Source organism: Polymorphospora sp. NPDC050346, assembly GCF_040655695.1.
Lineage (GTDB): Bacteria > Actinomycetota > Actinomycetes > Mycobacteriales > Micromonosporaceae > Polymorphospora > Polymorphospora lycopeni.
Window position 1 is genome coordinate 53,671 of sequence record NZ_JBFAKM010000032.1, and the last position, 24,532, is coordinate 78,202.

Annotated in this window: 26 protein-coding genes; 17 read left to right on the forward strand and 9 right to left on the reverse strand. The window is 72.1% G+C overall.

Annotated features, from left to right (window positions below):
• Positions 1–143: 143 nt before the first annotated feature.
• Both AB0I42_RS27475 and AB0I42_RS27480 read left to right on the forward strand, forming a co-directional pair.
• Entirely contained in the window at positions 144–2,021 is a 1,878-nt protein-coding gene (locus AB0I42_RS27475) for a transketolase (RefSeq protein ID WP_357541537.1), read from the forward strand.
• Positions 2,022–2,194: 173 nt separating this feature from the next.
• A complete protein-coding gene (locus tag AB0I42_RS27480; RefSeq protein WP_357541539.1) occupies positions 2,195–3,478 on the forward strand; it encodes a multidrug effflux MFS transporter in 1,284 nt (427 codons plus the stop codon).
• Positions 3,479–3,687: 209 nt separating this feature from the next.
• Here AB0I42_RS27480 and AB0I42_RS27485 read toward each other — a convergent pair whose 3' ends face one another.
• A complete protein-coding gene (locus tag AB0I42_RS27485) occupies positions 3,688–3,828 on the reverse strand; it encodes a hypothetical protein (protein ID WP_357541541.1) in 141 nt (46 codons plus the stop codon).
• A 219-nt stretch (positions 3,829–4,047) separates the two neighbouring features.
• On the opposite strand from AB0I42_RS27485, the gene AB0I42_RS27490 reads away from it, so the two are divergent.
• The 3 genes from AB0I42_RS27490 to AB0I42_RS27500 all read left to right on the forward strand — a co-directional run bounded on the left by AB0I42_RS27490 (position 4,048) and on the right by AB0I42_RS27500 (position 6,341).
• Positions 4,048–4,548, forward strand: coding sequence for a SigE family RNA polymerase sigma factor (locus AB0I42_RS27490; protein WP_357541543.1), 501 nt, complete (start codon positions 4,048–4,050; stop codon positions 4,546–4,548).
• Positions 4,535–5,728 (forward strand): sialidase family protein, encoded by a 1,194-nt coding sequence (locus tag AB0I42_RS27495; RefSeq protein WP_357541545.1) that lies wholly within the window; start codon positions 4,535–4,537, stop codon positions 5,726–5,728. The genes AB0I42_RS27490 and AB0I42_RS27495 overlap by 14 nt, the downstream gene beginning before the upstream one ends.
• A gap of 139 nt (positions 5,729–5,867) precedes the next feature.
• A complete protein-coding gene (locus AB0I42_RS27500) occupies positions 5,868–6,341 on the forward strand; it encodes an anthrone oxygenase family protein (protein ID WP_357541547.1) in 474 nt (157 codons plus the stop codon).
• Positions 6,342–6,356: 15 nt separating this feature from the next.
• Here AB0I42_RS27500 and AB0I42_RS27505 read toward each other — a convergent pair whose 3' ends face one another.
• On the reverse strand, positions 6,357–7,109 hold the full coding sequence (locus AB0I42_RS27505; RefSeq protein WP_357541549.1) for a hypothetical protein: 753 nt from the start codon (positions 7,107–7,109) through the stop codon (positions 6,357–6,359).
• A 34-nt stretch (positions 7,110–7,143) separates the two neighbouring features.
• A complete protein-coding gene (locus AB0I42_RS27510; RefSeq protein ID WP_357541551.1) occupies positions 7,144–8,100 on the reverse strand; it encodes a YafY family protein in 957 nt (318 codons plus the stop codon).
• A 74-nt stretch (positions 8,101–8,174) separates the two neighbouring features.
• On the opposite strand from AB0I42_RS27510, the gene AB0I42_RS27515 reads away from it, so the two are divergent.
• Positions 8,175–9,203, forward strand: a complete 1,029-nt coding sequence (locus AB0I42_RS27515) for an ATP-binding cassette domain-containing protein (protein WP_357541615.1) — start codon at positions 8,175–8,177, stop codon at positions 9,201–9,203.
• Positions 9,200–9,958: an ABC transporter permease gene (locus tag AB0I42_RS27520; protein WP_357541553.1), complete on the forward strand. Its 759-nt coding sequence runs from the start codon at positions 9,200–9,202 to the stop codon at positions 9,956–9,958. Before AB0I42_RS27515 ends, AB0I42_RS27520 begins: the two co-directional genes overlap by 4 nt.
• 33 nt (positions 9,959–9,991) lie before the next feature.
• On the opposite strand, the gene AB0I42_RS27525 is transcribed toward AB0I42_RS27520, so the two are convergent.
• Positions 9,992–10,648 (reverse strand): CGNR zinc finger domain-containing protein, encoded by a 657-nt coding sequence (locus AB0I42_RS27525; RefSeq protein ID WP_357541555.1) that lies wholly within the window; start codon positions 10,646–10,648, stop codon positions 9,992–9,994.
• Between the two features lie 84 nt (positions 10,649–10,732).
• Between AB0I42_RS27525 and AB0I42_RS27530 the strand changes: the two genes are divergently transcribed.
• The gene (locus AB0I42_RS27530; RefSeq protein WP_357541557.1) at positions 10,733–11,311 is read left to right on the forward strand and encodes a hypothetical protein; all 579 of its coding nucleotides are present in this window, start codon (positions 10,733–10,735) and stop codon (positions 11,309–11,311) included.
• Positions 11,312–11,453: 142 nt separating this feature from the next.
• Here the strand turns inward: AB0I42_RS27530 and AB0I42_RS27535 are convergent, their stop codons facing one another.
• Positions 11,454–12,185: an SRPBCC domain-containing protein gene (locus AB0I42_RS27535; RefSeq protein WP_357541559.1), complete on the reverse strand. Its 732-nt coding sequence runs from the start codon at positions 12,183–12,185 to the stop codon at positions 11,454–11,456.
• Positions 12,186–12,764: 579 nt separating this feature from the next.
• On the opposite strand from AB0I42_RS27535, the gene AB0I42_RS27540 reads away from it, so the two are divergent.
• The 3 genes from AB0I42_RS27540 (at position 12,765) to AB0I42_RS27550 (ending at position 15,056) form a co-directional block, all read left to right on the forward strand.
• Positions 12,765–12,974 (forward strand): hypothetical protein, encoded by a 210-nt coding sequence (locus AB0I42_RS27540; RefSeq protein WP_357541561.1) that lies wholly within the window; start codon positions 12,765–12,767, stop codon positions 12,972–12,974.
• A gap of 237 nt (positions 12,975–13,211) precedes the next feature.
• Positions 13,212–14,111, forward strand: coding sequence for an aminoglycoside phosphotransferase family protein (locus AB0I42_RS27545; protein ID WP_357541617.1), 900 nt, complete (start codon positions 13,212–13,214; stop codon positions 14,109–14,111).
• A 42-nt stretch (positions 14,112–14,153) separates the two neighbouring features.
• The gene (locus tag AB0I42_RS27550) at positions 14,154–15,056 is read left to right on the forward strand and encodes an ADP-ribosylglycohydrolase family protein (RefSeq protein ID WP_357541563.1); all 903 of its coding nucleotides are present in this window, start codon (positions 14,154–14,156) and stop codon (positions 15,054–15,056) included.
• A 56-nt stretch (positions 15,057–15,112) separates the two neighbouring features.
• On the opposite strand, the gene AB0I42_RS27555 is transcribed toward AB0I42_RS27550, so the two are convergent.
• Positions 15,113–15,580 carry a MarR family winged helix-turn-helix transcriptional regulator gene (locus AB0I42_RS27555; protein WP_357541565.1) on the reverse strand — a complete coding sequence of 156 codons (468 nt, stop codon included), beginning with the start codon at positions 15,578–15,580 and terminating at the stop codon, positions 15,113–15,115.
• Positions 15,581–15,716: 136 nt separating this feature from the next.
• Positions 15,717–16,130: a nuclear transport factor 2 family protein gene (locus AB0I42_RS27560; protein ID WP_357541567.1), complete on the reverse strand. Its 414-nt coding sequence runs from the start codon at positions 16,128–16,130 to the stop codon at positions 15,717–15,719.
• Between the two features lie 329 nt (positions 16,131–16,459).
• Here AB0I42_RS27560 and helR point away from each other — a divergent pair, with 329 nt between their 5' ends.
• Complete coding sequence (helR, locus tag AB0I42_RS27565; protein WP_357541569.1) at positions 16,460–18,616, forward strand: RNA polymerase recycling motor ATPase HelR; 2,157 nt, start codon at positions 16,460–16,462, stop codon at positions 18,614–18,616.
• A gap of 93 nt (positions 18,617–18,709) precedes the next feature.
• Here the strand turns inward: helR and AB0I42_RS27570 are convergent, their stop codons facing one another.
• Positions 18,710–19,408 carry an SDR family oxidoreductase gene (locus AB0I42_RS27570; RefSeq protein WP_357541571.1) on the reverse strand — a complete coding sequence of 233 codons (699 nt, stop codon included), beginning with the start codon at positions 19,406–19,408 and terminating at the stop codon, positions 18,710–18,712.
• A 135-nt stretch (positions 19,409–19,543) separates the two neighbouring features.
• Here AB0I42_RS27570 and AB0I42_RS27575 point away from each other — a divergent pair, with 135 nt between their 5' ends.
• A complete protein-coding gene (locus AB0I42_RS27575) occupies positions 19,544–20,170 on the forward strand; it encodes a TetR family transcriptional regulator (RefSeq protein WP_357541573.1) in 627 nt (208 codons plus the stop codon).
• A 158-nt stretch (positions 20,171–20,328) separates the two neighbouring features.
• On the opposite strand, the gene AB0I42_RS27580 is transcribed toward AB0I42_RS27575, so the two are convergent.
• Positions 20,329–20,808: a hypothetical protein gene (locus tag AB0I42_RS27580; RefSeq protein WP_357541575.1), complete on the reverse strand. Its 480-nt coding sequence runs from the start codon at positions 20,806–20,808 to the stop codon at positions 20,329–20,331.
• Between the two features lie 136 nt (positions 20,809–20,944).
• On the opposite strand from AB0I42_RS27580, the gene AB0I42_RS27585 reads away from it, so the two are divergent.
• The 4 genes from AB0I42_RS27585 to AB0I42_RS27600 all read left to right on the forward strand — a co-directional run bounded on the left by AB0I42_RS27585 (position 20,945) and on the right by AB0I42_RS27600 (position 24,522).
• Positions 20,945–21,997 (forward strand): alcohol dehydrogenase catalytic domain-containing protein, encoded by a 1,053-nt coding sequence (locus AB0I42_RS27585; protein ID WP_357541577.1) that lies wholly within the window; start codon positions 20,945–20,947, stop codon positions 21,995–21,997.
• A gap of 102 nt (positions 21,998–22,099) precedes the next feature.
• Complete coding sequence (locus AB0I42_RS27590) at positions 22,100–22,858, forward strand: DeoR/GlpR family DNA-binding transcription regulator (RefSeq protein ID WP_357541579.1); 759 nt, start codon at positions 22,100–22,102, stop codon at positions 22,856–22,858.
• Positions 22,855–24,093 carry an MFS transporter gene (locus AB0I42_RS27595; RefSeq protein WP_357541581.1) on the forward strand — a complete coding sequence of 413 codons (1,239 nt, stop codon included), beginning with the start codon at positions 22,855–22,857 and terminating at the stop codon, positions 24,091–24,093. The genes AB0I42_RS27590 and AB0I42_RS27595 overlap by 4 nt, the downstream gene beginning before the upstream one ends.
• A 66-nt stretch (positions 24,094–24,159) precedes the next feature.
• On the forward strand, positions 24,160–24,522 hold the full coding sequence (locus AB0I42_RS27600; RefSeq protein WP_357541583.1) for a DUF4440 domain-containing protein: 363 nt from the start codon (positions 24,160–24,162) through the stop codon (positions 24,520–24,522).
• Positions 24,523–24,532 lie beyond the last annotated feature (10 nt).

Consider the following 24,532-nt stretch of genomic DNA (forward strand, 5'->3'; position numbering starts at 1 on the left):
ATCGACGGTCGTGAGTTTGTCAGTGGGCGGTCCGCCGCCACCAGACAGCCGTGTCGGGTAGTGGCGGCCCCGCCTTCCGGGTTTGTCGGCCGGCCCGGTGGGGAGTCCCGGTACTCGGCGACCGCCGGCGGTTGGAGGCGTGCATGACCACCGAAACGACCCGGATCCTGCCCGACAGCGAACTCGTCGCCCTACGCGACCTCGCCGCCCAACTCAGGGTCGACTCGATCCGCAGCAGCAGCGCGGCCGGCTCCGGTCACCCGACGTCCAGCCTGTCGGCGGCCGACCTGCTCGCCGTCCTGCTCGCCCGGCACCTCCGCTACGACTGGTCCGCCCCGAAGGCCCCCACCAACGACCACCTGATCTTCTCCAAGGGGCACGCCTCCCCGCTGCTGTACTCCGTCTTCAAGGCCGCCGGCGTGATCAGCGACGACGAACTCGTCGGGACGTACCGCAAATTCGGGTCGCGGCTGCAGGGCCATCCGACCCCGGCACTGCCGTGGGTCGACGTCGCCACCGGCTCGCTGGGCCAGGGCCTGCCGGCCGGCGTCGGCATCGCGCTCGCCGGCCTGCGCCTCGACAAGCTGCCGTACCACGTCTGGGTGCTCTGCGGCGACAGCGAGACCGCCGAGGGCTCGATCTGGGAGGCACTCGACAAGGCCGGCCACTACGGGCTGCGCAACCTGACCGCGATCGTCGACATCAACCGGTACGGCCAGCGGGGGACCACCGAACTCGAATGGGACCTCGACACCTACCGCCGGCGCGCCGAGGCGTTCGGCTGCCGTGCGATCGTCGTCGACGGCCACGACCTGACCTCGATCGACGACGCCCTGCGCACCGCCCGTACCGCCACCGGCCCGACCGTGCTGCTCTCCCGCACGATCAAGGGCCGGGGCGTACCCGACGTCGAGGACAAGCCCGGCTGGCACGGCAAGGCCCTCCCGGCCGATATCGCCGACCGCGCCGTCACCGCCCTCGGCGGCGTACGGTCGATCACCGTCGCCGCGCCGATGCCGGCACCCGGCCAGCCCGCCGTGACCACCCCCGCCCGCGGCCCCGCCCCCGACCTGCCCCGCTACCAGCGCGGCGCCAAGGTCGCCACCCGCAAGGCGTACGGGGAGGCGCTGCTGGCACTGGCCGCCCGCCCCGACGTCGTCGTACTCGACGGCGAGGTCAGCGACTCCACCCGCACCGAGGCGTTCGCCGACGCCTTCCCGGACCGGTTCTTCGAGATCTACATCGCCGAGCAGCAGCTGGTCGGCGCCGCCGTCGGCCTCCAGGTACGCGGCTACCGGCCGTTCGCCGCCACCTTCGCCGCGTTCCTGTCCCGGGCGTACGACTTCATCCGGATGGCCGGCATCTCCGGCGCCGAGATCAAGCTCGCCGGCTCCCACGCCGGCGTCGAGATCGGCGCCGACGGCCCGTCGCAGATGGCGCTGGAGGACATCGCCGCGCTGCGGGCCGTCTACGGCTCGACCGTGCTCTACCCCAGCGACGCGGTCTCCTGCGCGGCGCTCGTCGCGCAGACCGTGGACCTGCCCGGCGTCAGCTACGTGCGCACCACCCGCGGCTCCTACCCGGTCCTGTACGACAACGGCGACACCTTCCCGATCGGCGGCAGCAAGCAGTTGCGCGGCGGCCCCGGCGACCAGGTCGCGCTCATCGGTGCCGGCGTCACCGTGCACAACTGCCTGGCCGCCGCCGACCGGCTGGCCGCCGACGGCATCGCCGCCCGCGTCATCGACCTCTACTCCGTCAAGCCCATCGACCGGGACGCCCTGGTCGAGGCGGTACGGATCACCGGCGGCCGGCTCGTCGTGGTCGAGGACCACTACCCGCAGGGCGGCATCGGCGCCGCCATCCTGGAGGCGCTCGCCGACCTCGGCGAGCCGATCCGGATGAGTCACCTCGCGGTCCGCGGCCTGCCCACCTCGGGCACGACGGCCCAGCTCATGGACGCCGCCGGCATCGGCGTCGACGCGGTGACGGGAGCCGCCCGTACCCTCGCCGCCCGCTGATCCCGCGCCCGGCGCCCGTCGGGCCCGGGAGGAAACGGCGGCGGCTGTCGCCGGTGGTCGGGGTGTGAGCCGGCCCACCGTTGCGCCGGGCGGGAATGATCCACCGGGAGCCGGTCTTGGTGGACGGTGGGACGTGTTCCCACCCATTGCCGCCACCCGGACGGAAGACAGCCATGACCTCGGTCGACAGCCGTGAATCGGCGCCCCCCGCACCGGCGATGCCGGGCGACCTGATGACGTCGTGGCAGCGGGTTAAGACGGTGCTGGTGCTCGGCTCGCTGATCGCGGTGGGCCCGCTCACCATCGACATGTACCTGCCGGCGCTGCCCGCGATCACCGAAGACCTGCTCACCAACGCCGCCGCGGTCCAGCTCACCCTCACCGGCACGCTCGCCGGTGTCGCGCTCGGTCAGTTGCTCATCGGCCCGCTCTCCGACGCCGTCGGCCGCCGCCGCCCGCTGCTCGCCGGCGCGGTCGTGCACGTACTCGCGTCCCTGCTCTGCGCGGTGGCGCCGAACGTCACGGTCCTCGGCGCGCTGCGGGTGGTGCAGGGGCTGGCCGTGTCGGCCGCCGCCGTCGTCGCCATGGCCGTCGTACGGGACCTGTTCAGTGGCCTGGGGGTGGCCCGGGTGCTGTCCCGCCTGATGCTCGTCATGGGGGTCGCCCCGGTCCTCGCCCCGACCCTCGGCGGCGAGGTGCTGCGGTGGACCGACTGGCGGGGCGTGTTCGTCGCCCTGGCCGGCATCAGCGTCATCCTGCTCGCGGTGACCGCGTTCGGGCTGCCGGAGACGCTGCCGCCCGAGCGTCGCCGCCGTGGCGGGATCGCCGGCACCGCCCGGGCGTACCGCTCGTTGCTGCGCGACCGGGTCTTCGTCGGCCTGGTCCTGGTCACCGGCCTGGCGATGGCGGCCGTGTTCGCGTACGTCTCCGGGTCGTCGTTCGTCTTCCAGGAGCAGTACGGGATGAGCGAACAGGGCTTCGCCGTCGTCTTCGGCCTCGGCGCGATCGGGCTGGTCGCCGCCAGCCAGGTCAACGTGGTGCTGCTGCGCTACTTCCGGCCGGCGCGGATCCTGGCCGCCTCCGTGGTGGCCGGGGCGCTGTGCGCCCTGTTCCTGCTGCTGTTCGCGGTCACCGGATTCGGTGGACTGCCCGCCATCCTGGTGCCGCTGTGGGGTGTGCTGGCCACCGTCGCGCTGATCAACCCCAACGCGGCGGCCCTGGCGATGAGCCGGCACGGCGAGGCGGCCGGCACCGCCGCCGCGCTGCTCGGCTCCGCCCAGTTCGGTGTCGGTGCGGTCGCCGCGCCCATGGTCGGCGCGATCGGTACCGGTGGCGGCGCCATGGCGGCCGTGGTCGCCGCCAGCATGGTGCTGGCGCTGGCCGCCCTGCTGCTGATCGTCCGCCCCGCCCGCCTGGTCACCGAAGTCCCGGCGGTGGCACCGGTCGCCGCCCACTGACCGACCCGGCGGCACAAGCCGCAGCCATCCGACGAACCAAGCGACGCGCGGCACAGGGCCGCAACCCAAGTCGCGAGTCGACCGAGCGCCGCCGCACCGTCTGGAGCCCGAGGACATGCGGCGAAGCCGTCATGCCCGCAGGGTGAAGACGGTGCATTCAGGCGGCGCGATGCGGAGCGAGCCGCCCGAGCGAAGCGAGGGCCAGAAAATCAGCGCCGCTTGAAGCGGCTGGCGAGGTTACGCAGCTTCTGCTGGTTTTCCGGCTTGGAGAGCTGCTGCTGGGCCTGGGAGGTCAGCTTCCGCCCCTGCGGGCTGGACAGGAACGTGCGGATCTTCTGGACGATCGACATCTGCTGCTCCGGTGGTCAGGTGGCCGGTCGTTAGGTGGCCATCCGTCGTAATGATGACAGTCGAAGCTGGCAGTTTGCTGCGAGTACGCGTCACCTCACGCTCGGCCGCACCCCGGCGGCCGGCGCTCGGCGGTGCGCGACCACCGTAGCGAACGTGCCAGCGACGGATGGAACCTTTCGATCGGCCCGGTAGTGGGACTGGTGGAGAGGGAGGTGTCCGTGGATGACGTTGTCGGCGAGGTGTACGCCGGGTGTTTCCGGCGTCTGGTCGTTCAGCTCTACGCGGTGACGGGCGACCTGACCGAGGCGCAGGAGGCGGTGCAGGAGGCGTTCGTCCGGGCGCTGGCGGCGCCGCGGCGTTTCGAGCGGTTGGACAATCCCGAGGCGTGGCTGCGCCGGGTGGCGGTCAACGTCGCCCGCAGCCGTTACCGGCGGCGTCGGGTTCTCGACGGGCTTCTCCGCCGGATCGGTCCGCCACCGGTTGTCGCCGACGTCGGACCGGACCATGTCGCGCTCATGGCGGCGATGCGCCGGCTGCCACGGGGGCAGCGGGATGCGCTTGCCCTGCACTACCTGGTCGATCTGCCGATCGAGGAGGTCGCCGACGCGCTCGGTGTCTCCGTCGGCACGGTCAAGTCGCGGCTGTCCAGGGGCCGGCGCGCTCTTGCTCTCGATCTTGAGGAACCCGTCTACGCCAGGAGTGCCGATGTCCGATCGTGAGTTTTCCGGGTTCGACGCCGATGCGGTGAAGGAGGCCGTCCGGCAGCCGCCGCTGGACGATCTGTACCGGGTGGTGGCCCGCCGTCGGCAGCGTCGCTCTTCGGGAGTGGCCCTGGCCCTGGTCGCCGTACTGGGTGCGGTGGCGGGCGGCCCGATGATCGGGAGCCAGGTCGGCGGCCCGGACGGCTCCGAGGAGCCGTCGCCGGTGCCGGGCATCACCCAGTTGTTCGTGCTCGACGAGACGTCGGCGGTCGGGGTCAGGCAGACGGCGGACTGCGTCGTCGAGTTCGGATACACCGATGACCTGGGCGTCACCTGGTCCGAGTTTCGCCCGCTGTCGTACGAACAGCCGTGTCGCGGGGACGCCGAGGGGCGGCACGCCGCCGACCTCAGGTACCAGCCGCTCAGCGTGCGGACGTACCTGGTGAGCGTGGACGACCGGTCCTATCTTTCGACGGACGCGGGGCGGACCTGGCGGGAAGCGGACTCGGTGATCACCGCCGTCGACTCCTTCCCGACAAGTGCGGATCCGGTGAACTGCCAGGGGGGCTGTTTCGGGCTGCGCCAACCACTGGCTGTCGATCCGGACAACGGAGCGGTCTTCCGCCTGCGGGGCGAGTCGCCGTCGCCGTTCCCGCTGCACGAGATGTACGAGACCACGGACGGAGCGCTGTGGACCGCCTACTGGCCGGGGGACATCGACCGACCGTCGGTGGTGGCGCGCAGCGTCGACCGTGGGGCGACCTGGCAGCCGGCGACCCTGCCGGAGCCGTTCACCGGCGACACGCCGCCCTCCCTGGTCGGGCTGGCGGCGGAGAGCGCCGAGGTGGCCTATCTGCTGGTCAACCCGAGAGACGGCATCGGCCCGTACGCCATGATCTTCCGAACCTCCGATGGTGGTGACACCTGGACGGAGGTGGCCACGGACCTGCCGGCGTCGCAGGCCCTGCGCCCGTTCGCGGTCGGTGCCGGTCGGGTCCTGCTCGTCGCCGACGCCGACCTGGCGGACGGGTACGTGTGGGTGAGCCGAGACGGCGGACGGCACTTCGTGCGGGGGCCGGCCGTGGAGCCCGGCAACATCGGTGGCCTGCCGGGCCTGGTCTGGATCGCCGACCAGGACGGTGCCAGCATCACCAGCGACGGTGTGACGTGGCAGGCACGCCTGGCCCTTCCGCAATGAACGGTGTCCCGTCGTGACGGAGTTGATCTGGGCGGAAACCACCGAACGGGCGGCGGATAAGGTGGCTGGCGCCCAGATCAACGACGACGGCTTGCGGTGACACCGGCCGGGCCGGCCGGACCGGAACGGGGGAGAGACGATGGGGGCACTGCGTACGGCCGTACTCGTGGCGGCGACCGGCACGGCCGGCCTGCTCGGCGGGCTGTTCTACGCGTACGCCTGCTCGGTCATGCCGGGGCTGCGCCGCACCGACGACCGCACCTTCGTCGAGGCCATGCGGAACATCAACGTGGCGATCCTGAACGGCTGGTTCGCGCTGAGCTTCGGCGGCGCGCCGCTGCTGGCGATCGTCGCCGTCGTCCTGTTCTGGGGCACCGGCGGGCCGGCCCTGTGGTGGATCGTGGCGGCGGTCGCCTGCCACGCGGTGACGCTCGGGGTCACCGGTGCGGTCAACGTGCCGCTGAACAACCAGCTCGACGCGGTCGGCGAGCCGGCCGATCCCGGCCCGGTCCGGGTCGCGTTCGAGGCGCGGTGGGTCCGCTGGAACCTGGTGCGTACGGTCGCGTCGGTCGCCGCCTTCGGCTGCCTGCTCGGCGCGCTCCTGCACGGGTAGCGCGGGCGGCGGGGCTCACCCCGGCGTCATAAGCCAGTAGCCGTACGGGTTGTAGAAGAAGTCGTCGTCGGCGTACCGGTGGCAGGCGCGTCTGGTCAGGATCCAGCGTGGTGCCTCGGGGGCGAGCCGGAAGCCCTCACCGCTGCGGATGTCCGCGGCCCTGACCTCGGTCAGCAGGTAGACGGCCAGGCCGTCGATCAACTCGACCCAGTCGTCGAGCCGGTCCGGATCGGCGAGCCCGTCCGCCTCGATCTCGACGTCCGGTTCGCCGAGCAGGTGCATCCCGCAGGTGTACATGCGGTCGTCGTCCGACAGCGGCCGTTTCACCCAGGCGTAATAGAGGACCGTGGTCAGGTCGGCGAGCGACGGGGCGCCGGCGGCGAGGTCGGCCAGTTCCAGCCAGCGGTCCCGGCCGTGGGTCAGGCCGCTGCTCTCGCATTTCACGGCGGTGGCGCCGGCCCGCAGCAGCGCCGCGGTGAGGGCCAGCATCCGGGCCGCGACGAGGAACGACATGTCCTTGTCGCCCATCGGTGGCGACAGGATGTAGGCGACGGAGTCGTGGCCGGACACCGCCTGCCGGTCGGTGGCGCTGAAGGTGGCGTTGGTCAGGCAGGACTCGAACGACTGGAGCATCCGGGGGTCGGGCGTCGTCATGGCGAACTCCCGGTCCAGGCTGAAGCCCGGTCCGCCGACCTCGGCGACCAGTTTCTCGACCAGGTCGAAGTCCGGTCCGGTCCCGAGTACGCAGATGACCTGCCGGGGTTTCACCGCATGATTCTCGACGAACACGGCGCAACCGTAGCTAGGCCCTGCCAGCGGCCCCGATGAAGAGCCGGCCGATCCGGCCCAGGTGCTCGCGGAACTCGGCCGGTTCGAGCACCTCGAACTCGGCCCCGATCGCGGCGAGCAGCAGCACCGGCCAGTCGAACTCGTCGACGTGCATGGTCACCACGCTCCCCTCGCCGTCGGCCTCGACCTCCGCCCACCGGCCGACGACCCGGGCCACGTGGTCGGTGCCGGCCTCGACGCGGATCCGTACCCGGTGGCGGGTCGGGATCGACGACAGGCCGGTGCGGACGAACTCGGCGGCGTCGGCCGCCGGCAGGTCGCGGGGGCGGAACCGGGCGCCGGTGGTCCGGGCCGCCGACAGGCGGTCGACCCGGAACGTACGCCAGTCGTGGCGTTCGACGTCGAACGCGACCAGGTACCAGCGCCGGCCGTACGACACGAGCCGGTGCGGCTCGACGAGCCGGGTGGTCGGGGCGCCGTCGCGGCTGGTGTAGTCGAACGCCAACCGCTCGTCGTCGCGGCACGCCTGCGCGATCAGGGTCAGGGTGGTCGCGTCGACGGTCGGGCCGCCGCCGGTCAGGGCCGGTTCGGTGTACGTGTGCAGTGCGTCGACCCGGCGCCGCAGCCGGGGTGGCATCACCTGCACCACCTTGGCGAGGGCCCGTACCGAGGTTTCGGCGATGCCGGCGACGGCGCCGCCGGCGGCGGTGCGCAGCCCGACCGCGATGGCGACCGCCTCCTCGTCGTCGAGAAGCAGCGGCGGCAGCGCGGCGCCGGCCTGTAGCTGGTAGCCGCCGGCGACGCCCCGGGCGGCGTCGACGGGATAGCCGAGTTCACGCAGCCGGTCGACGTCGCGGCGCAGGGTGCGTTCGCTGACCGAGAGCCGGCCGGCGAGTTCGCTGCCGGGCCAGTAGCGGTGGGTCTGCAACAGCGACAGCAGTTGCAGCATCCGGGTGCTTGTGTTCGCCATGGATCGAGGTTCCCGCGCATTGAGGTCAGGTTCTGGCCGGAATCGATTCTAGCGTGGTGGACATGACCACGACGATGATCGAGGCGAAGGGCCTGACCAGGCACTTCACCGTGAGGAAGACGACCGTCGAAGCCGTACGCGGCATCGACCTGACGGTCGGTACCGGCGAACTGGTGGCGCTGCTCGGCCCCAACGGCGCCGGTAAGTCCACCACCCTGCGGATGCTCACCACCCTGATCCCGCCGACGTCCGGCACGGCCCGGGTCGCCGGCCACGACATCACGACCGACCCGCGCGGGGTCCGCCGCCGGATCGGGTACGTCGGCCAGGGCAACGGCGCCGGCCACAGCCAGCGCGGCCGCGACGAGCTGATCAACCAGGGCCGCTGCTACGGGCTGAGCCGGACCGACGCCCGCACCCGTGCCGCCGACCTGATCACCACCCTCGACCTGGCCGCCGTCGCCGACCGGGTCGTCTCGTCGCTGTCCGGCGGCCAGCGACGCCGGCTGGACATCGCGATGGGGCTGATCCACGCTCCCGAGCTGCTCTTCCTCGACGAGCCGTCGACCGGGCTCGACCCGCAGAACCGGGCCAACCTCCAGGACCACATCCGCAAGCTGCGTGCCGACCACGGCACGACGGTGGTGCTGACGACGCACTACCTCGACGAGGCCGACTCGATGGCCGAACGCGTCATCGTGGTCGACAACGGCCGCGTGATCGCCGACGACACCCCGGCCCGGCTCAAGGCCGACCTGGCCGGGGACCGGGTCACCCTGGTCTGCGCCGACCCGGACGCCGCTCGGCGGGCGGCCGTACGCGCCCGCGAGGTCGCCGCCCGCGCCGGTGGTCCGGCCGGCCGGGCCGCCCTCGCCGGACCGGCGGGTGCCGCGGTCGAGCAGATCGGCGACACCGCCACGGTCCGGGTGCCGGACGGCCCCGGCCTGCTGCCCGGCCTGTTACGGGCGCTCGCCGACGACGGCGTCGACGTGGTCCGCGCCGACGTCGCCCGGCCCACCCTCGACGACGTCTTCCTCAACCTCACCGGCCGCAGCCTGCGTGAAGGCGGCATCGCCGGCACCGAACAGGAGAGCAACCGATGAACGGCAGCCTGGTCACCGACACCGTCACCGTTTTCAGCCGGGAACTTCGCCCGGTGCTGCGCAACCCGTTCTCGGCGATCTTCGGCATGGTCCAGCCGCTCGTTTTCCTCGCCCTGTTCGCCCCGCTGCTGCCGGACGCCGTCGGCGCCGGCGAGGGCTCGGCGTTGCAGTGGTTCGTGCCCGGCATCGTCGTCATGTGCTGCCTGTTCGGCACCTCGATGACCGGCTCCAACCTGCTCTTCGAGATCCAGACCGGCTCGCACGAGCGGATGCTCGTCGCGCCGCTGCGCCGGCCGGCGCTGCTCATCGGCCGGGCGCTGAAGGAGATCGTGCCGGTGCTCGTCCAGGCGCTGATCATCGTCGCGGTGACCGTGCCGTTCGGGTTCGAGCTGCACCCGGCCGGTGCGCTGCTCGGCCTGCTGATCCTCGCGCTGTTCTGCGTCGGGCTCGGCGCGCTGTCGTACACGCTGGCGCTCGCGTCGAAGAACCAGGAGTGGCTGTTCTGGACGGTGCAGCAGACGCTGCTGTTCCCGTTGCTGCTGCTGGCCGGGATGCTGCTGCCGGTCGACTCCGGGCCGGGCTGGCTGGCGACGCTGTCCCGGCTCAACCCGCTGACGTACGTGGTGGACGCCGAGCGGGTCCTGTTCGCTGGTGAGATCGCCTCGGTGACGGTGCTGTGGGGCGTGCTCGCGGCGGTCGCGGTCGCCGGGCTCGGGCTGGCCGTCGGCACCCGCGCCATGCGTCGCGCCGTCTGACACCCCCCGTCCGCCGGCCGGTGCCGTTCCGGGTCAGCCCGGCCGGTGCCGGCTGGCGTACGCGCGTACCTTGGCCCGGTTGCCGCAGGCGGCCATGCTGCACCAGCGGCGCCGGCCGCGCGGGTCGAGGAACAGCCAGCCGCACATCTCGCCGGGGCAGGCCCGGATCCGGGTACGCTCCGGCGTGGACAGCAGGTCGGCGCCGGCGCGGGCGGCGGCGAGGACCGGCAGGGCGGGGCCGGTGTCGGCGGGCAGCGTCCAGCGGGCGACGCCGTCCGGCCCGTTCTCCAGCACCGCGTGGCCGGCGGCCCGCCGGGCCTGCGCCGCGACATGCCGGAACGCCGCCTCGTCGGTCGGGTCGAGCAGTACGTCGTGCAGCGCGGACCGCAGCCGCCGGGCGTCGTCGACGGCTTGACGGGCGCCGGCGGGGTCGAGGTGCCCGGCGTCGCGCAGCCGGCGCACGGTGTCGGGGGAGAGGAGCCCGGCGTGGCCGGCCCACACCGCCAGCCGGTCGAAGTCGCCGAGCCAATCCTGGTCCGGCCGGTCGGGTGTCGGGGGAGCGTCAGGCGTCGGAGGCTGGTCGGGGGTCGGGGGTGTGTCCCAGCCGGCCCAGGTGTTGCAGAAGTCCAGGGCCGGGTGCCCGCCGAGCAGGACGGGCATCGGGTAACCGTCGACCTCGACCCAGTGCACGCCGTCATTATGCCTTGACGTGCGGCGATCAACCAGTAATCTGCCAAACACCGGTTAATCCGCGTCTACTGGTTAGGTGGTCGTATGGTTCTCGAACGTCGGGCCCTCGTCGGGGCTCTCGTCGTTGCCGCCCTTGCCCTGGTCCCCGCCGCTCCGGCCGCCGCCGCTCCCGCGCCCGCGCCCGCGTCCGTCACGGCCGCCACCAAGGCTGCCGGCTGGACCGGCCACCGGCCCGAACCCTGGCGGCCGTGGATCCAGGAGGAGTGGACCGCGCCGGCCGGCCGGTACTGCTCCTTCCCGCTGGAGGTGCGCGTGGTCTCCCAGGACATCCGGGTCCGGGTGCTCGCCCGCCACCCCGACGGTGCCGTCAAGCGGGAAGAGTTCGCCGGGCCGCTGACGGTCGACTTCGTCAACGCCGACACCGGAGCGTCGGTACGCCGTGATGCCGGTGGTTCCGGGGCGGCCGAGTACCGGCCCGACGGCAGCTACGCGTGGTACACGATCGTCGGCCCGGCCGGCTTCGGTTTCCGGGCCGGCGACGGCCTGCCGAAGGGCTACTACATCCTTGACGGGCTGCACGTCATCTCGTTCGACGCCGACGGCACCCGCCGGCTCGCGGTCGGCATCGGCGACCGCGAGAACGTCTGCGACCCCCTCACCTGACCCTGCGTTGCCCCCGCGACTTCCCCGGTGTGTCCCCGCGATCTTGCACTTGTCTCCTCCCTTTGCGGCTTTTGCCCGGCGACAAGTGCAAGATCGCGGGGGATGTGGGGTGGGGGATGTGGGGAGGGGGAGGGGAGGCGGGTCAGGAGATGGCTTGGTTCAGCCAGTCCTGCCAGGCTTTCTCGGCTTTCTGGACGGGGGCGAAGAGGTGGTGGCCGGCCCGTACCGTCTCGGGGTGGCCGTGGAAGCGGTAGAGGGCGTCGGTCGTACGGATCCCGAGCATGTCGGGCGTCGCGTAGTCGGCGACACCGTCGATCGGCGGTAGCCCGGCCGGGTCGACGCGCACCCGGTCGCCCGCCGCCACGGTGTCGGGTACGCCGAGCGCCCGCCGCACCACGGCCAGCGGGCCGGCCGGGTCCGACGTCTTCGGGCTCTCTCCATAGACGAACGTCGCGGTGCGGCCGGTGAAGTGCGTCAGGTACTGGACCAGGGTGTGCAGGTACATGTCCCAGCCGGCCGCCGACTGCGCCTCGAACTCGTCGCCCCAGTCGGGACTGGCCAGTCCACTGTGTACGAAACGCAGCACGGTGGCACCGCCGTCGCGGCTCTCGATGAGAAACTCCATCGCCTCGACCGAGCCGTCCTCGGCCGCCGGCCCCCGGAACGCGAAGCGGTACGGCGGCTCCCACGCGGTCACCGTCGAGTCCTCGCGCTCGCCGCCGAGTTCCACCGTGACCCGGCCGCCCGCGCGGGGCTCGACCTCGTACGGCATCAGCCACGAGGTGATGCCGGGACCGGTCGCGACCGCCTCCCACACCTGCTCCGGTGTCGCGTCGAGGGGTACGTCCTGGCGGATCTCGAACTCGCGGGTCATCGCGGTGCGCTCCTCGCTGGTCAGGTGTGCCGGTCGGCTCGACCCTCGCACCGACAAGAAAAGTTGTCAAGGAGGCGGGCGGCAAGCCGCTCACACCGATGTCAAAGCCGCAGGAGGACGAGTTCGGGTGCCACGTTGTTCGCCTGACCGTCTTGCAGGTGGGGATCGTGCTGCGGGGTCAGTGGCGAAAGAGTCGTAGTCCGGTGCGGGTCACGGTGATGCCGTGCTGGTGTGCCGCTGCGGCCACCGCGTCCGAGCGGGTCGAGCCGCCCGGCTCGGCGATGTGCCGTTATCAGCGTGCGGGTCGAGGGCGACATCGGCGCTATCCTGGCGGCACGCATCGAAACCATGCTTCACCTTCTGTCGGATGATGCCTAGCAACGCCATCCGTATCGGCTTCTCCACCGCAGATCCAGCGGCACGGTCAGAGACACGGAGGCGGCGCGCGCGGCATGCGCTTGTGTCGATCGGCGTGTCCGCTCCGTGAGTGGCGGAATGCGTGAGGGGCGCAGGTGCTTCCTGCCAGACCCTGCCCCGGCCCGATTCCGTCAGGTGCTTGATCTCCATACCTGAATAACGATGATCAACAGGCGTCGTGCGATGCGCCTGGATTCGCGTGGCAGCGCGCTCGACCGTATCGGCGTCGAGCATCGCGATGACTTCACCGACAAGGTCATCTTCCGGTGCTGCCCGGCCTGCGGCGCGCGCAACGTCGTGCGGGACAACGACTTCACCTGCGCCCTGTGTGACAGCGCTCTGCCCACTCGGTGGAACTTCACGTCGAACTGATCGACGCAGGACACCGTCCCGGCTCTGCCGCCGACCGGACGTCACGTACGAGACGGCGGAGCGGCCAGGTCCAGCGCGGATGTCGACAGTGATCGGCCAACCGTTGCAAGTGGCTGGCACACATGGGCGTTTCCGCAGCGGTTGACCGGCCTGCCCCGCGGAGCGTCTCGCGGATGGAATCCTGGCGAAACCGGGTTGCGGCTGTCGGCGAGGGCTATCAGGCTGCCAGTCGTGCGGATGCACGAGGACCAGATCAGCGTCGCCGACGAGACGGTGCGTCAGTTGGTCGACGCCCAGTTTCCCCGGTGGCGCGGCCTGCCGATCAGGCGGGTCGCCGCGCAGGGGACGGTCAACGCCATCTTCCGGCTCGGGGAACGGCTCACGGTCCGGTTCCCGCTCCAGCCCCGTGAGGTCGGGTCGGCGCGGCGCTGGCTGGAACGGGAAGCGGAAGCGGCCCGGAAACTGTTGGGGCGTACCCGGTTTCCCACTCCGGAGCCGGTCGCGATCGGTGCACCCGGCGCCGGTTATCCGCTTCCCTGGTCGGTGCAGACGTGGCTGCCCGGGGTGGTGGCCACCGACCGCGACCCGGGTGACTCGTTCGCGTTCGCCCGCGACCTGGCCGAGTTCATCGAGGGCGTACGGGCCATCGACACCGGGGGACGCACCTTCGAGGGCCAGGGGCGCGGGGGCGAGTTGTGGGTGCACGACGAGTGGATGGAGACCTGCCTGCGGCACAGCGAGGCACTGCTGGACGTCCCGCCGCTGCGCCGCTTCTGGGCGACGATGCGGGAGCTGCCCCGGGGCGGGTCCGCGGACCGGACGAATCACGGTGATCTCATACCGGGGAACGTCCTGGTCGCCGACGGACGGCTGGCCGGGGTCCTCGACGTGGGCGGCCTCGGCCCGGCCGATCCCGCCCTCGATCTCGTCGGTGCCTGGCACCTGCTGGAGCCCGGGCCACGCCAGACGCTGCGGCGGCAGCTCGGCTGCGACGATCTCGAATGGGGACGCGGCAGGGCGTGGGCTTTCGTGCAGGCGATGGGAGCGGTCTGGTACTACGACCGGACCAATCCGGCGATGAGCCGGATGGGCCGGCGTACCGTCGCGCGCATCGTCGCCGACCCGCCGGCCGGCTGAGCCGGGCCGGCGTGCTGGACCGTCTGGCAGGATGAGCCGGACATGACCATGCTGAACCTTTCTTACGACAGCCTGGACGGACTGTCGGTGGGCGACGCGCTGGGCGCCCAGTTCCTCCTTTCCGGCGGCGGCGTTTCCGCACGGAGCGACTGGTACCTGCCGGAGCCGCCGTGGCCGTGGACCGACGACACCGAGATGGCCTGCTCGATCGTCGACGAGTTACGGGAACACGCCGGTATCGACCAGGACCGACTGGCCACACGTTTCGCCGGACGCTTCGATCCCTACCGTGGCTACGGCGGAGGTACGGCGGTTCTGCTGCGCCAACTCCAGGAAGGTGTGACCTGGCAGACGGCGGCCGGCGCCGCCTTCGGCGGCCGGGGATCGATGGGCAACGGAGCGGCTATGCGGGTGGCGCCGCTCGGTGCCTTCCACGCCGGGGACAGCCGTACCGCCGCACTGCAGGCCATGCGTTCGGCGCAGGTCACCCACACCCACCCCGAGGCCGTCCTCGGTGCGGTCGCGGTGGCGGTCGCCGCCGCCGAGGCCGGATGGGCCCGGCTGACCCGGCACCGGCCCGATCCCCACGAACTGTTCGAGGTGGTGCTGGCCCACCTCATCGACAGCCGGGTGCGGACCGGGATCGTCCGGGCCGGGCGACTGCGGGGCGTGGGTGTGGCCGAGGCCGCCTACGAACTCGGCAACGGCTCGAAGATCCTGGCCTTCGACACGGTGCCGTTCGCGTTGTGGGTCGCCGCCACCCGGATCGACGACTATCCGGCGGCGATCCGGGCGTGTGTCGAGGCCGGTGGCGACGTCGACACCACCGCGGCGATCGTGGGCGGCATCGTCGGGTCGTACACGGGGGCCGGGCCGGGCGGGATTCCGGCCGGATGGCTGGAACACCGCGAGCCGCTGCCGGGTGTGCTGCCGCCGGCGATATGACGCCGTGCCACGAGGGCTGGCTCCGTCACCAGCGCGGACGACGTGGGGTCGGGCGATCAGGCCGTGGGGCCGCCGGTGTTCCGGATCATCTGCCGGAGCACCTTCAGGGCCGTGACGTAGTCGGAATCGTCGATTCCCTTGTGGATCTGGTCGCGGATGGCCGGGGCGTGCTTCTTGAGGTCGGCACGGGCCTCGTCTCCGGCCTCGGTTATCCATAACCGGTTCGCGTCGTCCCGGGTGAGCCAGCCGCGTTCCAGAAGGACGTCCGCCTCGGCCACCAGGTCGTCCTCGGGCCGGAGGTAGGTGCGCATCGCGTGTTCGAGTTCGGGGACCGTCATGCCGTGGCCATCGGGCGAGATGTCGTTCTTCGACAGGTTGCGCAGCAGCCAGAACTGGGGCTGGGTGAAGCCGAACTCGGCCTGTCGGGCACGGGTGAAGGCGATGAGGGCCTCGTATGCCACGCCGGTCCAGTATGCGGCCGGTTGAGCGGCGAGTTCGGCGTCGGGAACGTGCTGCGTCGTCATGTGCGCTGCCTCCGGTGACAGATGGTTGGTGGGACGAACGTAGAAGCTCAAGTTCGGTCGAGGTCAAGAGCCGGGACCGATACGGCGACGTTCACCCATGGCCTGGTCAGCGGAAGGCGCGGGCGGTGGTGGGGTGTTACCACCGCTCCACGAGGTGTTCCCGGCCCGGTGGCGGTTCGTACGGTTCGGGCCAGTAGTCGACGACCCGGCTGATCAGGCCGTGCTCGGACACATCGAGCCAGACGCACGCGTCCTGCTGCTCGGCGCCGACCCGAAAATCGAGCCGTAGGGCGGCGACCCGGTCGTCGGCGGCCAACTGCCGTATCCGTAGGTGCCAGTCGCCGGGATACTCGATGTTGAACCGCACGAACGCGTCCCTGCCGCGGACCCGCTCCCGGGTCTGTGGCATCTCGTAGACGACATCGTCGGTGAGCAGCGCGGCCAATCCGGGCCAGTCGCGGTTTTCCAGCCGATCGACGTAGTCGAGCGCGGCCCGCCGGGTCGTCGAGGTCTCATCCACGGCGTGGACCCTAGCGGCCACCGGTGACATCTTCTGGCGGGGAACCGGCGTCTCAGGGCAACCGGAGAGGAGTGCGACTACTCCCTGCCACTCTCAACGTATAGCGCACCGGGGGGCTTGCGGCAAGACCCGGGTTGTGCCGCAGAATCGCCGGCCGAGGCCAGAACACCAGGCCGGAACGGGAGAAAGCGGGGGCGGGCAAGTGCGTGTGTCGATGTCGACGTACGGGTCGCGTGGGGGCGTCGGGTCCTGTCGTGACTCACGGTGCGGTTGCGGGGCGGTCGTCACGACCCCCACCTTGGTTCGGACCCCCTGCCGTGTGCGGTGGTCCCCGGCGGCCCGCGATCGGAGCTGATGACATGAACCCGCCGACCACCAGCGCGTTCGATCTTCCCGACCACCTCTCCGCCAAGGCCGACCCGGGGCTGGTCGCCGCCGACGAGCGGCATTTCGCGGCGATCGCGGAGAGCCTCGAGCGGTCGGTCGCCGACCTGTCCGACCGCCTGGCCGCCGCGCGCAGGGCGCCCGGCGGCCTGGGCCAGTCGGCGATGGACCGGGACCAGGAGGTCCACCGGCTGACCGCACGCCTGCGCACCCTGCGTCGCTTCGGCCTGGATCTGTGCCTCGGGCACATGGTCCTGGCGGACGACCCGGAGCCCGTGTACGTCGGACGGCTCGGCCTCACCGACAGCGCGGGCCGCCGGCTGCTGGTCGACTGGCGGTCACCCGCGGCGGAGCCGTTCTTCGGCGCGACCCACGCCAACCCGATGGGTCTGACGAGCCGCCGCCGGTACCGCTGGACCCGTGGCCGGATCACCGACTACTGGGACGAGGTGTTCGTGCCCGACGAGTTCACCGGGCATGCCGCCGCGCTCGACGACCAGTCCGCCTTCATCGCCAGCCTCAGTGGCAGCCGCTCGGCCCGGATGCGGGACGTGCTCGGCACCATCCAGGCCGACCAGGACGCCATCATCCGGGCCGGATCCAGTGGCGCTCTGGTCGTCGACGGCGGCCCGGGCACGGGAAAGACCGTCGTCGCCCTGCACCGCACCGCATACCTGCTGTACTCCGACCCGCGCCTGGGGCGCCGCCGCGGCGGCGTGCTGTTCGTCGGGCCGCACCAGCCCTACCTGGCCTACGTCGCCGACGTCCTGCCCAGCCTCGGCGAGGAGGACGTACAGACCTGCACGCTGCGGGACCTGGTCGCCGAGGGAGCCGCCGCGGCGGTCGAGACCGACCCGGACGTGGCCCGCCTGAAGTCGTCGGCGGACCTGGTGGCGATGATCGAGGCGGCGGTCCGGTTCTACGAGGAGCCGCCGACCGGCGGGATGAGGATCGCGACCGACGAGTCCGACATCCGGCTGACCGCCGACGACTGGGCCGAGGCGTTCGAGGCGCCGGCACCGGGGACCCCGCACAACGAGGCGCGCGACGAGATCTGGGAGGAACTGCTCACGATCCTGGTGGACAGGTACGACGGCGACGAATCGCCCGACCTGGTCCGCGGGTCGCTGCTGCGCAACAGCGAACTGCGTACGGCGTTCAACCGCGCGTGGCCGCTGCTCGAAGCCGCCGACCTGGTCGGCGACCTGTGGTCGGTACCCGCCTACCTGCGCCGGTGCGCCCCCTGGCTCGGTGCCGACGACGTCCGGCGGCTGCAACGCCAGGACGCCCAGGCGTGGACCGTGTCCGACCTGCCGTTTCTGGACGCGGCGCGGCAGCGGCTCGGCGACCCGGAGGTGTCCCGGCGCCGCCGTCGGCACAGCGCCGCCGTCGCCGCCGAGCGTGAGCGCATGACCAGGGTCGTCGACGACCTGATCGAGTCCGTCGACGACGAATACGGTGTGGGCCTGGTGACGATGCTTCGTGGCGAGGACTTCCACGACGCCCTGGTCGACGAGACCACGTTGCCCGCCGGCGAGCCGGACCGGCTCGCCGGCCCGTTCGCGCACATCGTCGTGGACGAGGCGCAGGAGTTGACCGACGCGCAGTGGCAGATGCTGCTCCTGCGGTGTCCGTCGCGGAGCTTCACCATCGTCGGGGACCGGGCCCAGGCCAGGCACGGGTTCACGGAGTCGTGGCGGGAACGGCTCGAGCGGATCGGACTCGACCGGATCAACCTGGCCTCGCTGACCATCAACTACCGGACGCCGAAAGAGGTCATGGCACAGGCCGAGCCGGTCATCCGGGCCGTGCTGCCGGACGCCAACGTACCGACCTCGATCCGCGACGGCGACGTCCCCGTCGTACACGGATCTGCTTCTGATCTGGGCTCGATTCTCGACACCTGGCTCGCCGCGCACGCCGAAGGGACCGCCTGTGTCATCGGGGACCCGACGTTCCGGGCCACCTCCCGGGTCCGGTCGTTGACCCCGGAACTGTCGAAGGGGCTCGAGTTCGACCTGGTCGTCCTCGTCGATCCGCAGTCGTTCGGCGAGGGCATCGAGGGAGCGGTGGACCGCTACGTGGCGATGACCCGGGCGACCCGGCAACTCGTCATCCTCACGAGTTCCTGACGTCGGCCGGACCCATGTGAACCGCGGCAGCCCTGCCCGACGCCGGGCAGGGCTGCCGCGGCCCGCCGTGGGAGTGGGCGGTCGGCGTGCACGTCATGCGTTGCCGATGCGGAGGGCCTCCTTGAGGAAGACGCGGTAGACACCCGGGGTTCCCTGCGTGGTGATGACCTCGACGATGGATCGGACGTTGCGGTTGTCGACGGTCTCGCGGATCAGTGCGTCGGCGAGGTCGCGACGCGAGGTGAACCGGCCCACCATCTGTGGCGGGCCGACGGTGTAGTCGGTGACCGCGGGACCGTTGAACAGCCCGGACGGGCGGATGACGGTCCAGTCGAGGTCGCTGCGGGCCACCGTGTCCTCCATGCGGCCGGCGTCCTCGTACAACGGGCGCCCCATCCTGAGCAGCATCGGCACGATCACCTTGCGGTAGACGAGGGTCTCGCCGGGCGGGGGTTTCATCGGCACGCCGGTCGAGGTGACGCAGACCAGGCGCCGGATGTGGTGTGTGGTCATGGCCGCGACGATGTTCGTGGCCGACTCGGAGAACGTGGTCGTGGCCGTGGAGCCGTAGTGGACACCAAGTGTCGAGATCACGGCGTCGTGGCCGGCCACGACGTGATCGACCGCCGCCGGGTTCAGGGCGTCCGCCTTCACCACCTCCAGCGCCGGATCGCTGAGGGGAAAGGCCTCCGGTTGCCGGGTGATCGCGGTGACGGTGTGGCCTTCGGTGAGTGCCTGGGCGGTGGCGAGTCGTCCGGTGGGCCCGTTGGCGCCGAAGATGACGAGCTTCACGTACTGCCTTTCGGTAGGTGGGGAGTTCCAAGCTGACGGCTCCAATATTCATTATAGGCGCCGTAAAGAGAATAGGGTGGTGAGGGGAGCGCCGGTGACGAGGCCCGGGACCGCGGTGCGGCTAGGGTGCACTGCATGGAGGCACCACCCGGCCGGCGTCGCTACGACTCGCTGCGTCGTACGGCGCAAGCCCTGGAGACACGGGCGGACGTTGCCCGCGCCGCGCGCCGGCTCTTCGTCGAGCAGGGCTGGGCGGCCACCACCGTGCGCGACGTCGCGCGGGAGGCCGGGGTCTCGGTGCCGACGGTCTACGCGGTGTACGGCAACAAGGCGGGCCTGACCCGGGCGCTGGCCGACGCGGCCGACCTGTCGGCGGACGTGCCGCTGCAACTCGCCGAGCTGGAGGCCGCCGAGAAGGATCCTCGCCGGCAGTTGGCCGCCATGGTCGGCTTCGACCGGCGCCTTTACGAGCGTGCCGGCGACGTCATCACGCTGCTGCGCGAAGCTGGCCGCACCGAGCCGGAGCTGGCGGCGCTGTACCGCGACGGCCGTACGCGGGCCGACGAAACCCGCGTGTCGGTGTTCTCCTCCTGGCCGCCCGGCGTCCTGCGTCCCGACCTGGACGTGCCGACGGCGACCGACATCTACGCGGGCATGTGCAACATCGACGTGTACGCCACGCTCACCACCGAACGTGGCTGGACACCCGATCAGGTCGAGCGGTGGTGGCGCGAGGCGCTGGTACGGGAACTGCTGAGTTGACTGCCCGCTTTCGGCCGGCGCCGACCCGATGCCGCGACCGGTCATGATGACAACGCCACCGTGGCACAGGTGAGATCAGTTCAGCCCCACACGCCCAGACCGCCCGGCAACCTCCCACTCGACCCGGCCATCCCACGGCACGCCCGGGCTGGAGCGAACTACGGAAGGCGCCGGGGTCCTGACCCCGAAGGCGCGGCGGTGCCGTCCTCCGCCGGCAGGTCCAGTCGAGTCCTGGTGCCGACCGTTTCCAACTGGCGGGCGAGCAGGCGCATCTCAGCCGGTGTGCCGGTGACACCGGCGTCGGTCAACCGGTCGTAGGTGTCGCTCGCCTCGCTGATCGAGGCGCCGTACCGTCTGAACATCCTCAGCACCTGCAGGCGCAGCGGGCGGGTGACCTCGGGGTCGGCCCGCAGCCGGGCCAGGCCGACGCCGGCGATCAGTGCCTGACGCAGATCGTCGGGCATCCTGCCCCACGCGCCGCCGTCGTCCTCGCCCTCGTCCGCACACCCTTCGCATCTGGAGGTGATTCCCCAGGTCAGCCGGTCACCGTCGATCGCCTGCGTGACGACACCGCGGCTCGACGCGCCGCACCGCAAGCACGGCTCGATCACCTCATGACCGACGATCTCCGCCTCCATCCGGTGACAGTAGCCGTCCATAGGAATGCAACCGACGCGCCGGGAAGCGCCCCGGGCGGCGTCGCGGCCACCGACCCCGGTCGGCCGGGCTTGCCGAGGAGATGACCGGCCGGCGGGACCCCGGTAGGGTCGCGGCGTGCGTGCGGTGGTGTTCGACGAGTTCGGCGTACGACCCGAGGTGCGGACGGTCGCCGACCCGGCGCCGCCGCCGGGCGGTGCGGTCGTCCGGGTGCTGGCCACCGGCCTGTGCCGCAGTGACTGGCACGGTTGGCGCGGCCATGATCCCGACATCCGCCTGCCGCACGTGCCCGGTCACGAGTTCGCCGGTGTCGTCCAGGCGGTCGGGGCGGGGGTGACCGGTTGGCGGCCCGGCGCGCGGGTCACCGCCCCGTTCGTCTGTGCCTGCGGCCGCTGTCCGGCCTGTCTCGCCGGGGACCAGCAGGTCTGCGAGCGGCAGACCCAGCCCGGCTTCACCCACTGGGGTTCGTTCGCCGAGTACGTCGTGGTCCGGGACGCCGACGTCAACCTCGTCGGGTTGCCCGACGGGATCGACTTCGCCGCGGCGGCGGCGCTCGGCTGCCGGTTCGCCACCTCGTTCCGGGCGGTCGTGCAGCAGGGCCGGGTCGCGGCGGGGGAGTGGGTGGCGGTGCTGGGGTGCGGCGGGGTGGGCCTGTCCGCCGTCATGATCGCGGCGGCGGCCGGTGCCCGGGTCGTCGCCGTCGACGTCGCCCCGGCCGCCCTGGACCTGGCCCGGCAGTTGGGTGCGGCGGAGGTCGTGGCCGCCGCCGGGCTGGCCGGGCCGGACGAGGTGGCGGCGGCCGTACGGGACCGTACCGGCGGTGGGGCACACCTGTCCCTGGACGCGCTGGGCAGTGTCGACACCTGCGTGGCGTCGATCGCCGGGCTGCGCCGGCGTGGCCGGCACGTGCAGGTCGGCCTGTTGCCGCCCGCGCTGGGGCGGCCGGCGGTGCCGATGGAGCTGGTCATCGCGTACGAGCTGGAGGTGCTGGGCAGTCACGGCATGGCGGCGCACGCCTATCCGGGGCTGCTCGGCCTGATCGGCGCCGGGCGGCTGCGTCCGGCTGACCTGGTCACCGGCACGCTGGGCCTGGCCGAGGCGCCGGCCGCGCTCGCCGCGATGGACGGTCCGACCCCGGCCGGCGTACGGCTGGTCGACCCGGCCGCCTGACCCGAGACCCGGCTCGGTCCGGGGTACCGGCACGGCCACCCCCGCTGTTCATATGAACAGTGTTCTTGCGTGTTCGTACAGTGATGCGTATCTTTTTCCGTCATGGACGTGCAGGAGCGGCAGCGCCGGATCGAGCAGACCGTCGCGACCGAGGAGGCGGTCACCGTCGCCGACCTCGCCGCCCGGCTCGCCACGTCGGAGGCGACGATCCGCCGCGACCTGATCGAACTCGACCACAAGGGCGTGCTGCGGCGGGTGCACGGCGGTGCCCGGCGGCTCGCGCTGCGCGGCGCCGAACTGTCGTACGCCAGCCGGGCCGCGGCCAACGTCGACGCCAAGGCCCGTATCGCCACGGCCGTCGCCGACCGGCTCGGCACCGACGAGGCGGTGCTGCTCGACAGCGGCACCACCTGCGTCGAGATCGCCCGTGCGGTCGGCGACCGGCCGCTGCGGGTCATGCCGCTGTCACTGACCGCCGCGAACGTGCTCGCCGGCCGGCGCGACGTCCGGCTGATCTGCCCCGGCGGCGAGGTGCGGGCCGGTGAGCTGGCCTTCGTCGGGCCGCTCGCCGAGGCGGGCATCCGCCGGCTGCGGTTCGACACCGCGGTCGTCTCCGGCTGCGGGGCGTCGGTCGCGGGCGGGGTCACCGCGTACGACCTCGGCGACGCGGCGGTCAAGACGGCCGCCATCGACTGCGCCGAGCGGGTGATCCTGGTCTTCGACCGCTCCAAGTGGGAGAAGTCCACGTTCGCGTGGGTCGCCGACCTGAAGACGTTCGACCTGGTGGTCACCGACCACCGGTTCACCGCGGCCGAGTCGGCCTTCTTCGAGCGCAACGGTGTGGAGGTGGTCGCGGTATGACGACCGTGAAGAGCCCGGCCGGTGATCCGGCCCGGCTGCGGCGGGCCCGGGTGTCGGTGTTCGGCACCTTCGGCGTCGGCGGGCTGCTGCTGGCGATGTGGGTGGTCAACATTCCCGCCGTGCAGCAGCGGACCGGGGTGTCGCACGCGACGCTGGGCCTGCTGCTGCTTCTCATCGGCGCCGGTGCCTTCGCCGGGATGCAGGTCAGCGGCCCGCTCGCCGACCGGATCGGCTCGCGGACCACGACCGTCGCCGGTGCCGCGCTGCTGTGCGTGACGGTCAACCTGCCCGGTCTGGCGTACGACGCGGTGACGCTCGGGCTGGCGTTGTTCTTCTTCGGGTTCGCGAACGGGGCTCTGGACGTGGCGATGAACGCCCAGGCCGTCGTCGTCGAGCGCGCCTACCGGCGGCCGATCATGTCGGCGTTCCACGCGCTGTTCTCGATCGGCGGCGCGGCCGGTGCGGTGCTCGGTGCCGGGCTGATCGCGGCCGGCTGGTCGGTGTCGGCGATCCTGCTGGCGTCGGCGCTGGCCGGCGTCGTGGTCATGGCGGCCTGCGTACCCGGCCTGCTGCCCCGGGCCGACGAGAACGCCCCGACCGCGCAGGCCGCGTCCGGGGCCCGTCGGCGGGCCGGCATCCCGCGTACGGTGTGGCTGCTGGGTGCCACCGCGTTCCTGCTGATGCTCGCCGAGGGCGTGGCCAACGACTGGAGTGCCCTGCAGATCACCGAGCATCTCGGCGAGGCGGAGTCGGTGGCCGCGCTCGGTTACGGCGCGTTCGCGCTGACGATGACCCTGGGCCGGCTGGTGACCGACCGGATCGTGGTGCGGGTCGGTCCGGTCGCCGTCGTCCGGTACGGCTCGCTGATCGGTGCCGTCGGCCTGGTCCTGGTCACCACGTCGGACTGGCTCTGGCTGACGCTGGCCGGCTGGGCGGTGCTCGGGCTGGGGCTGTCCGGCAGCGTTCCGCAGCTCTTCACCGCGGCCGGCAACCTGCGCGAGGGCACGCAGGGCGTGAACATGTCGCGGGTGGTCGGCATGGGCTATCTCGGGCTGCTGGCCGGCCCGGCCCTGGTGGGCTGGATCGCCGAGTTCACCTCGCTGAACGTGGCGCTGTTCGCGCCGCTGCTGTTCTGCCTGGTGGCCGCCGTCCTGGCCACGAGCCTGCGGCCGGCCCCGGCCGAGCCGGCGGCCGGCTCCGCCGTCGGTCCGGCCGTGGACGCGCCCGTGCGCTGAGAGCGCGGACCGTCCGGTGGCGGGTTACCGTCGGCGGACATCCGGATCAAGGCGAGGGAGCGGCCGGTGGCGTACGACGAACTGTTCGAGTTGGAGGAGCAGGGCTGGCGGGCGCTGTCGTCCACCCCGGGAGAGGCGGCCGCGTTCTACGGCCGGGTCCTCGACGACGAGGTGGTCATGCTGCTGCCCGGCGGGCTGGTGATCGACGACCGGGCGGCGGCGATCGAGGCGATGTCGGGGCAGCCGTGGTCGTCGTACCGGCTGGAGGAGGTGCGGGTCCGGCGGCCCACCCCGGACACGGCGCTGGTCGCGTACGGGGTGGTGGCGGCGCGGGCGGGCGCGGCGGAGTATTCGGCGCTGGTCGGCAGCGGCTACGCACGCCGGGAGGCCGGCTGGCGGCTGACCTTCCACCAGCAGACGCCCCGCTGACCCGGGCTCC

What these genes read in the sequence shown, in the direction of transcription:
- AB0I42_RS27475 (WP_357541537.1), top strand. Translation starts at nt 144, where the DNA reads ATGACCACCGAAACGACCCGGATCCTGCCCGACAGCGAACTCGTCGCC.
- AB0I42_RS27515 (WP_357541615.1), top strand. Translation starts at nt 8,175, where the DNA reads ATGATCGAGGCGAAGGGCCTGACCAGGCACTTCACCGTGAGGAAGACG.
- AB0I42_RS27545 (WP_357541617.1), top strand. Translation starts at nt 13,212, where the DNA reads ATGCACGAGGACCAGATCAGCGTCGCCGACGAGACGGTGCGTCAGTTG.
- AB0I42_RS27530 (WP_357541557.1), top strand. Translation starts at nt 10,733, where the DNA reads ATGGTTCTCGAACGTCGGGCCCTCGTCGGGGCTCTCGTCGTTGCCGCC.
- AB0I42_RS27510 (WP_357541551.1), bottom strand. Translation starts at nt 8,100, where the DNA reads ATGGCGAACACAAGCACCCGGATGCTGCAACTGCTGTCGCTGTTGCAG.
- AB0I42_RS27550 (WP_357541563.1), top strand. Translation starts at nt 14,154, where the DNA reads ATGACCATGCTGAACCTTTCTTACGACAGCCTGGACGGACTGTCGGTG.
- AB0I42_RS27480 (WP_357541539.1), top strand. Translation starts at nt 2,195, where the DNA reads ATGACCTCGGTCGACAGCCGTGAATCGGCGCCCCCCGCACCGGCGATG.
- AB0I42_RS27560 (WP_357541567.1), bottom strand. Translation starts at nt 16,130, where the DNA reads ATGTCACCGGTGGCCGCTAGGGTCCACGCCGTGGATGAGACCTCGACG.
- AB0I42_RS27595 (WP_357541581.1), top strand. Translation starts at nt 22,855, where the DNA reads ATGACGACCGTGAAGAGCCCGGCCGGTGATCCGGCCCGGCTGCGGCGG.
- AB0I42_RS27535 (WP_357541559.1), bottom strand. Translation starts at nt 12,185, where the DNA reads ATGACCCGCGAGTTCGAGATCCGCCAGGACGTACCCCTCGACGCGACA.
- AB0I42_RS27590 (WP_357541579.1), top strand. Translation starts at nt 22,100, where the DNA reads ATGGACGTGCAGGAGCGGCAGCGCCGGATCGAGCAGACCGTCGCGACC.
- AB0I42_RS27500 (WP_357541547.1), top strand. Translation starts at nt 5,868, where the DNA reads ATGGGGGCACTGCGTACGGCCGTACTCGTGGCGGCGACCGGCACGGCC.
- helR (WP_357541569.1), top strand. Translation starts at nt 16,460, where the DNA reads ATGAACCCGCCGACCACCAGCGCGTTCGATCTTCCCGACCACCTCTCC.
- AB0I42_RS27485 (WP_357541541.1), bottom strand. Translation starts at nt 3,828, where the DNA reads ATGTCGATCGTCCAGAAGATCCGCACGTTCCTGTCCAGCCCGCAGGGG.
- AB0I42_RS27580 (WP_357541575.1), bottom strand. Translation starts at nt 20,808, where the DNA reads ATGGAGGCGGAGATCGTCGGTCATGAGGTGATCGAGCCGTGCTTGCGG.
- AB0I42_RS27575 (WP_357541573.1), top strand. Translation starts at nt 19,544, where the DNA reads ATGGAGGCACCACCCGGCCGGCGTCGCTACGACTCGCTGCGTCGTACG.
- AB0I42_RS27540 (WP_357541561.1), top strand. Translation starts at nt 12,765, where the DNA reads ATGATCAACAGGCGTCGTGCGATGCGCCTGGATTCGCGTGGCAGCGCG.
- AB0I42_RS27555 (WP_357541565.1), bottom strand. Translation starts at nt 15,580, where the DNA reads ATGACGACGCAGCACGTTCCCGACGCCGAACTCGCCGCTCAACCGGCC.
- AB0I42_RS27520 (WP_357541553.1), top strand. Translation starts at nt 9,200, where the DNA reads ATGAACGGCAGCCTGGTCACCGACACCGTCACCGTTTTCAGCCGGGAA.
- AB0I42_RS27495 (WP_357541545.1), top strand. Translation starts at nt 4,535, where the DNA reads ATGTCCGATCGTGAGTTTTCCGGGTTCGACGCCGATGCGGTGAAGGAG.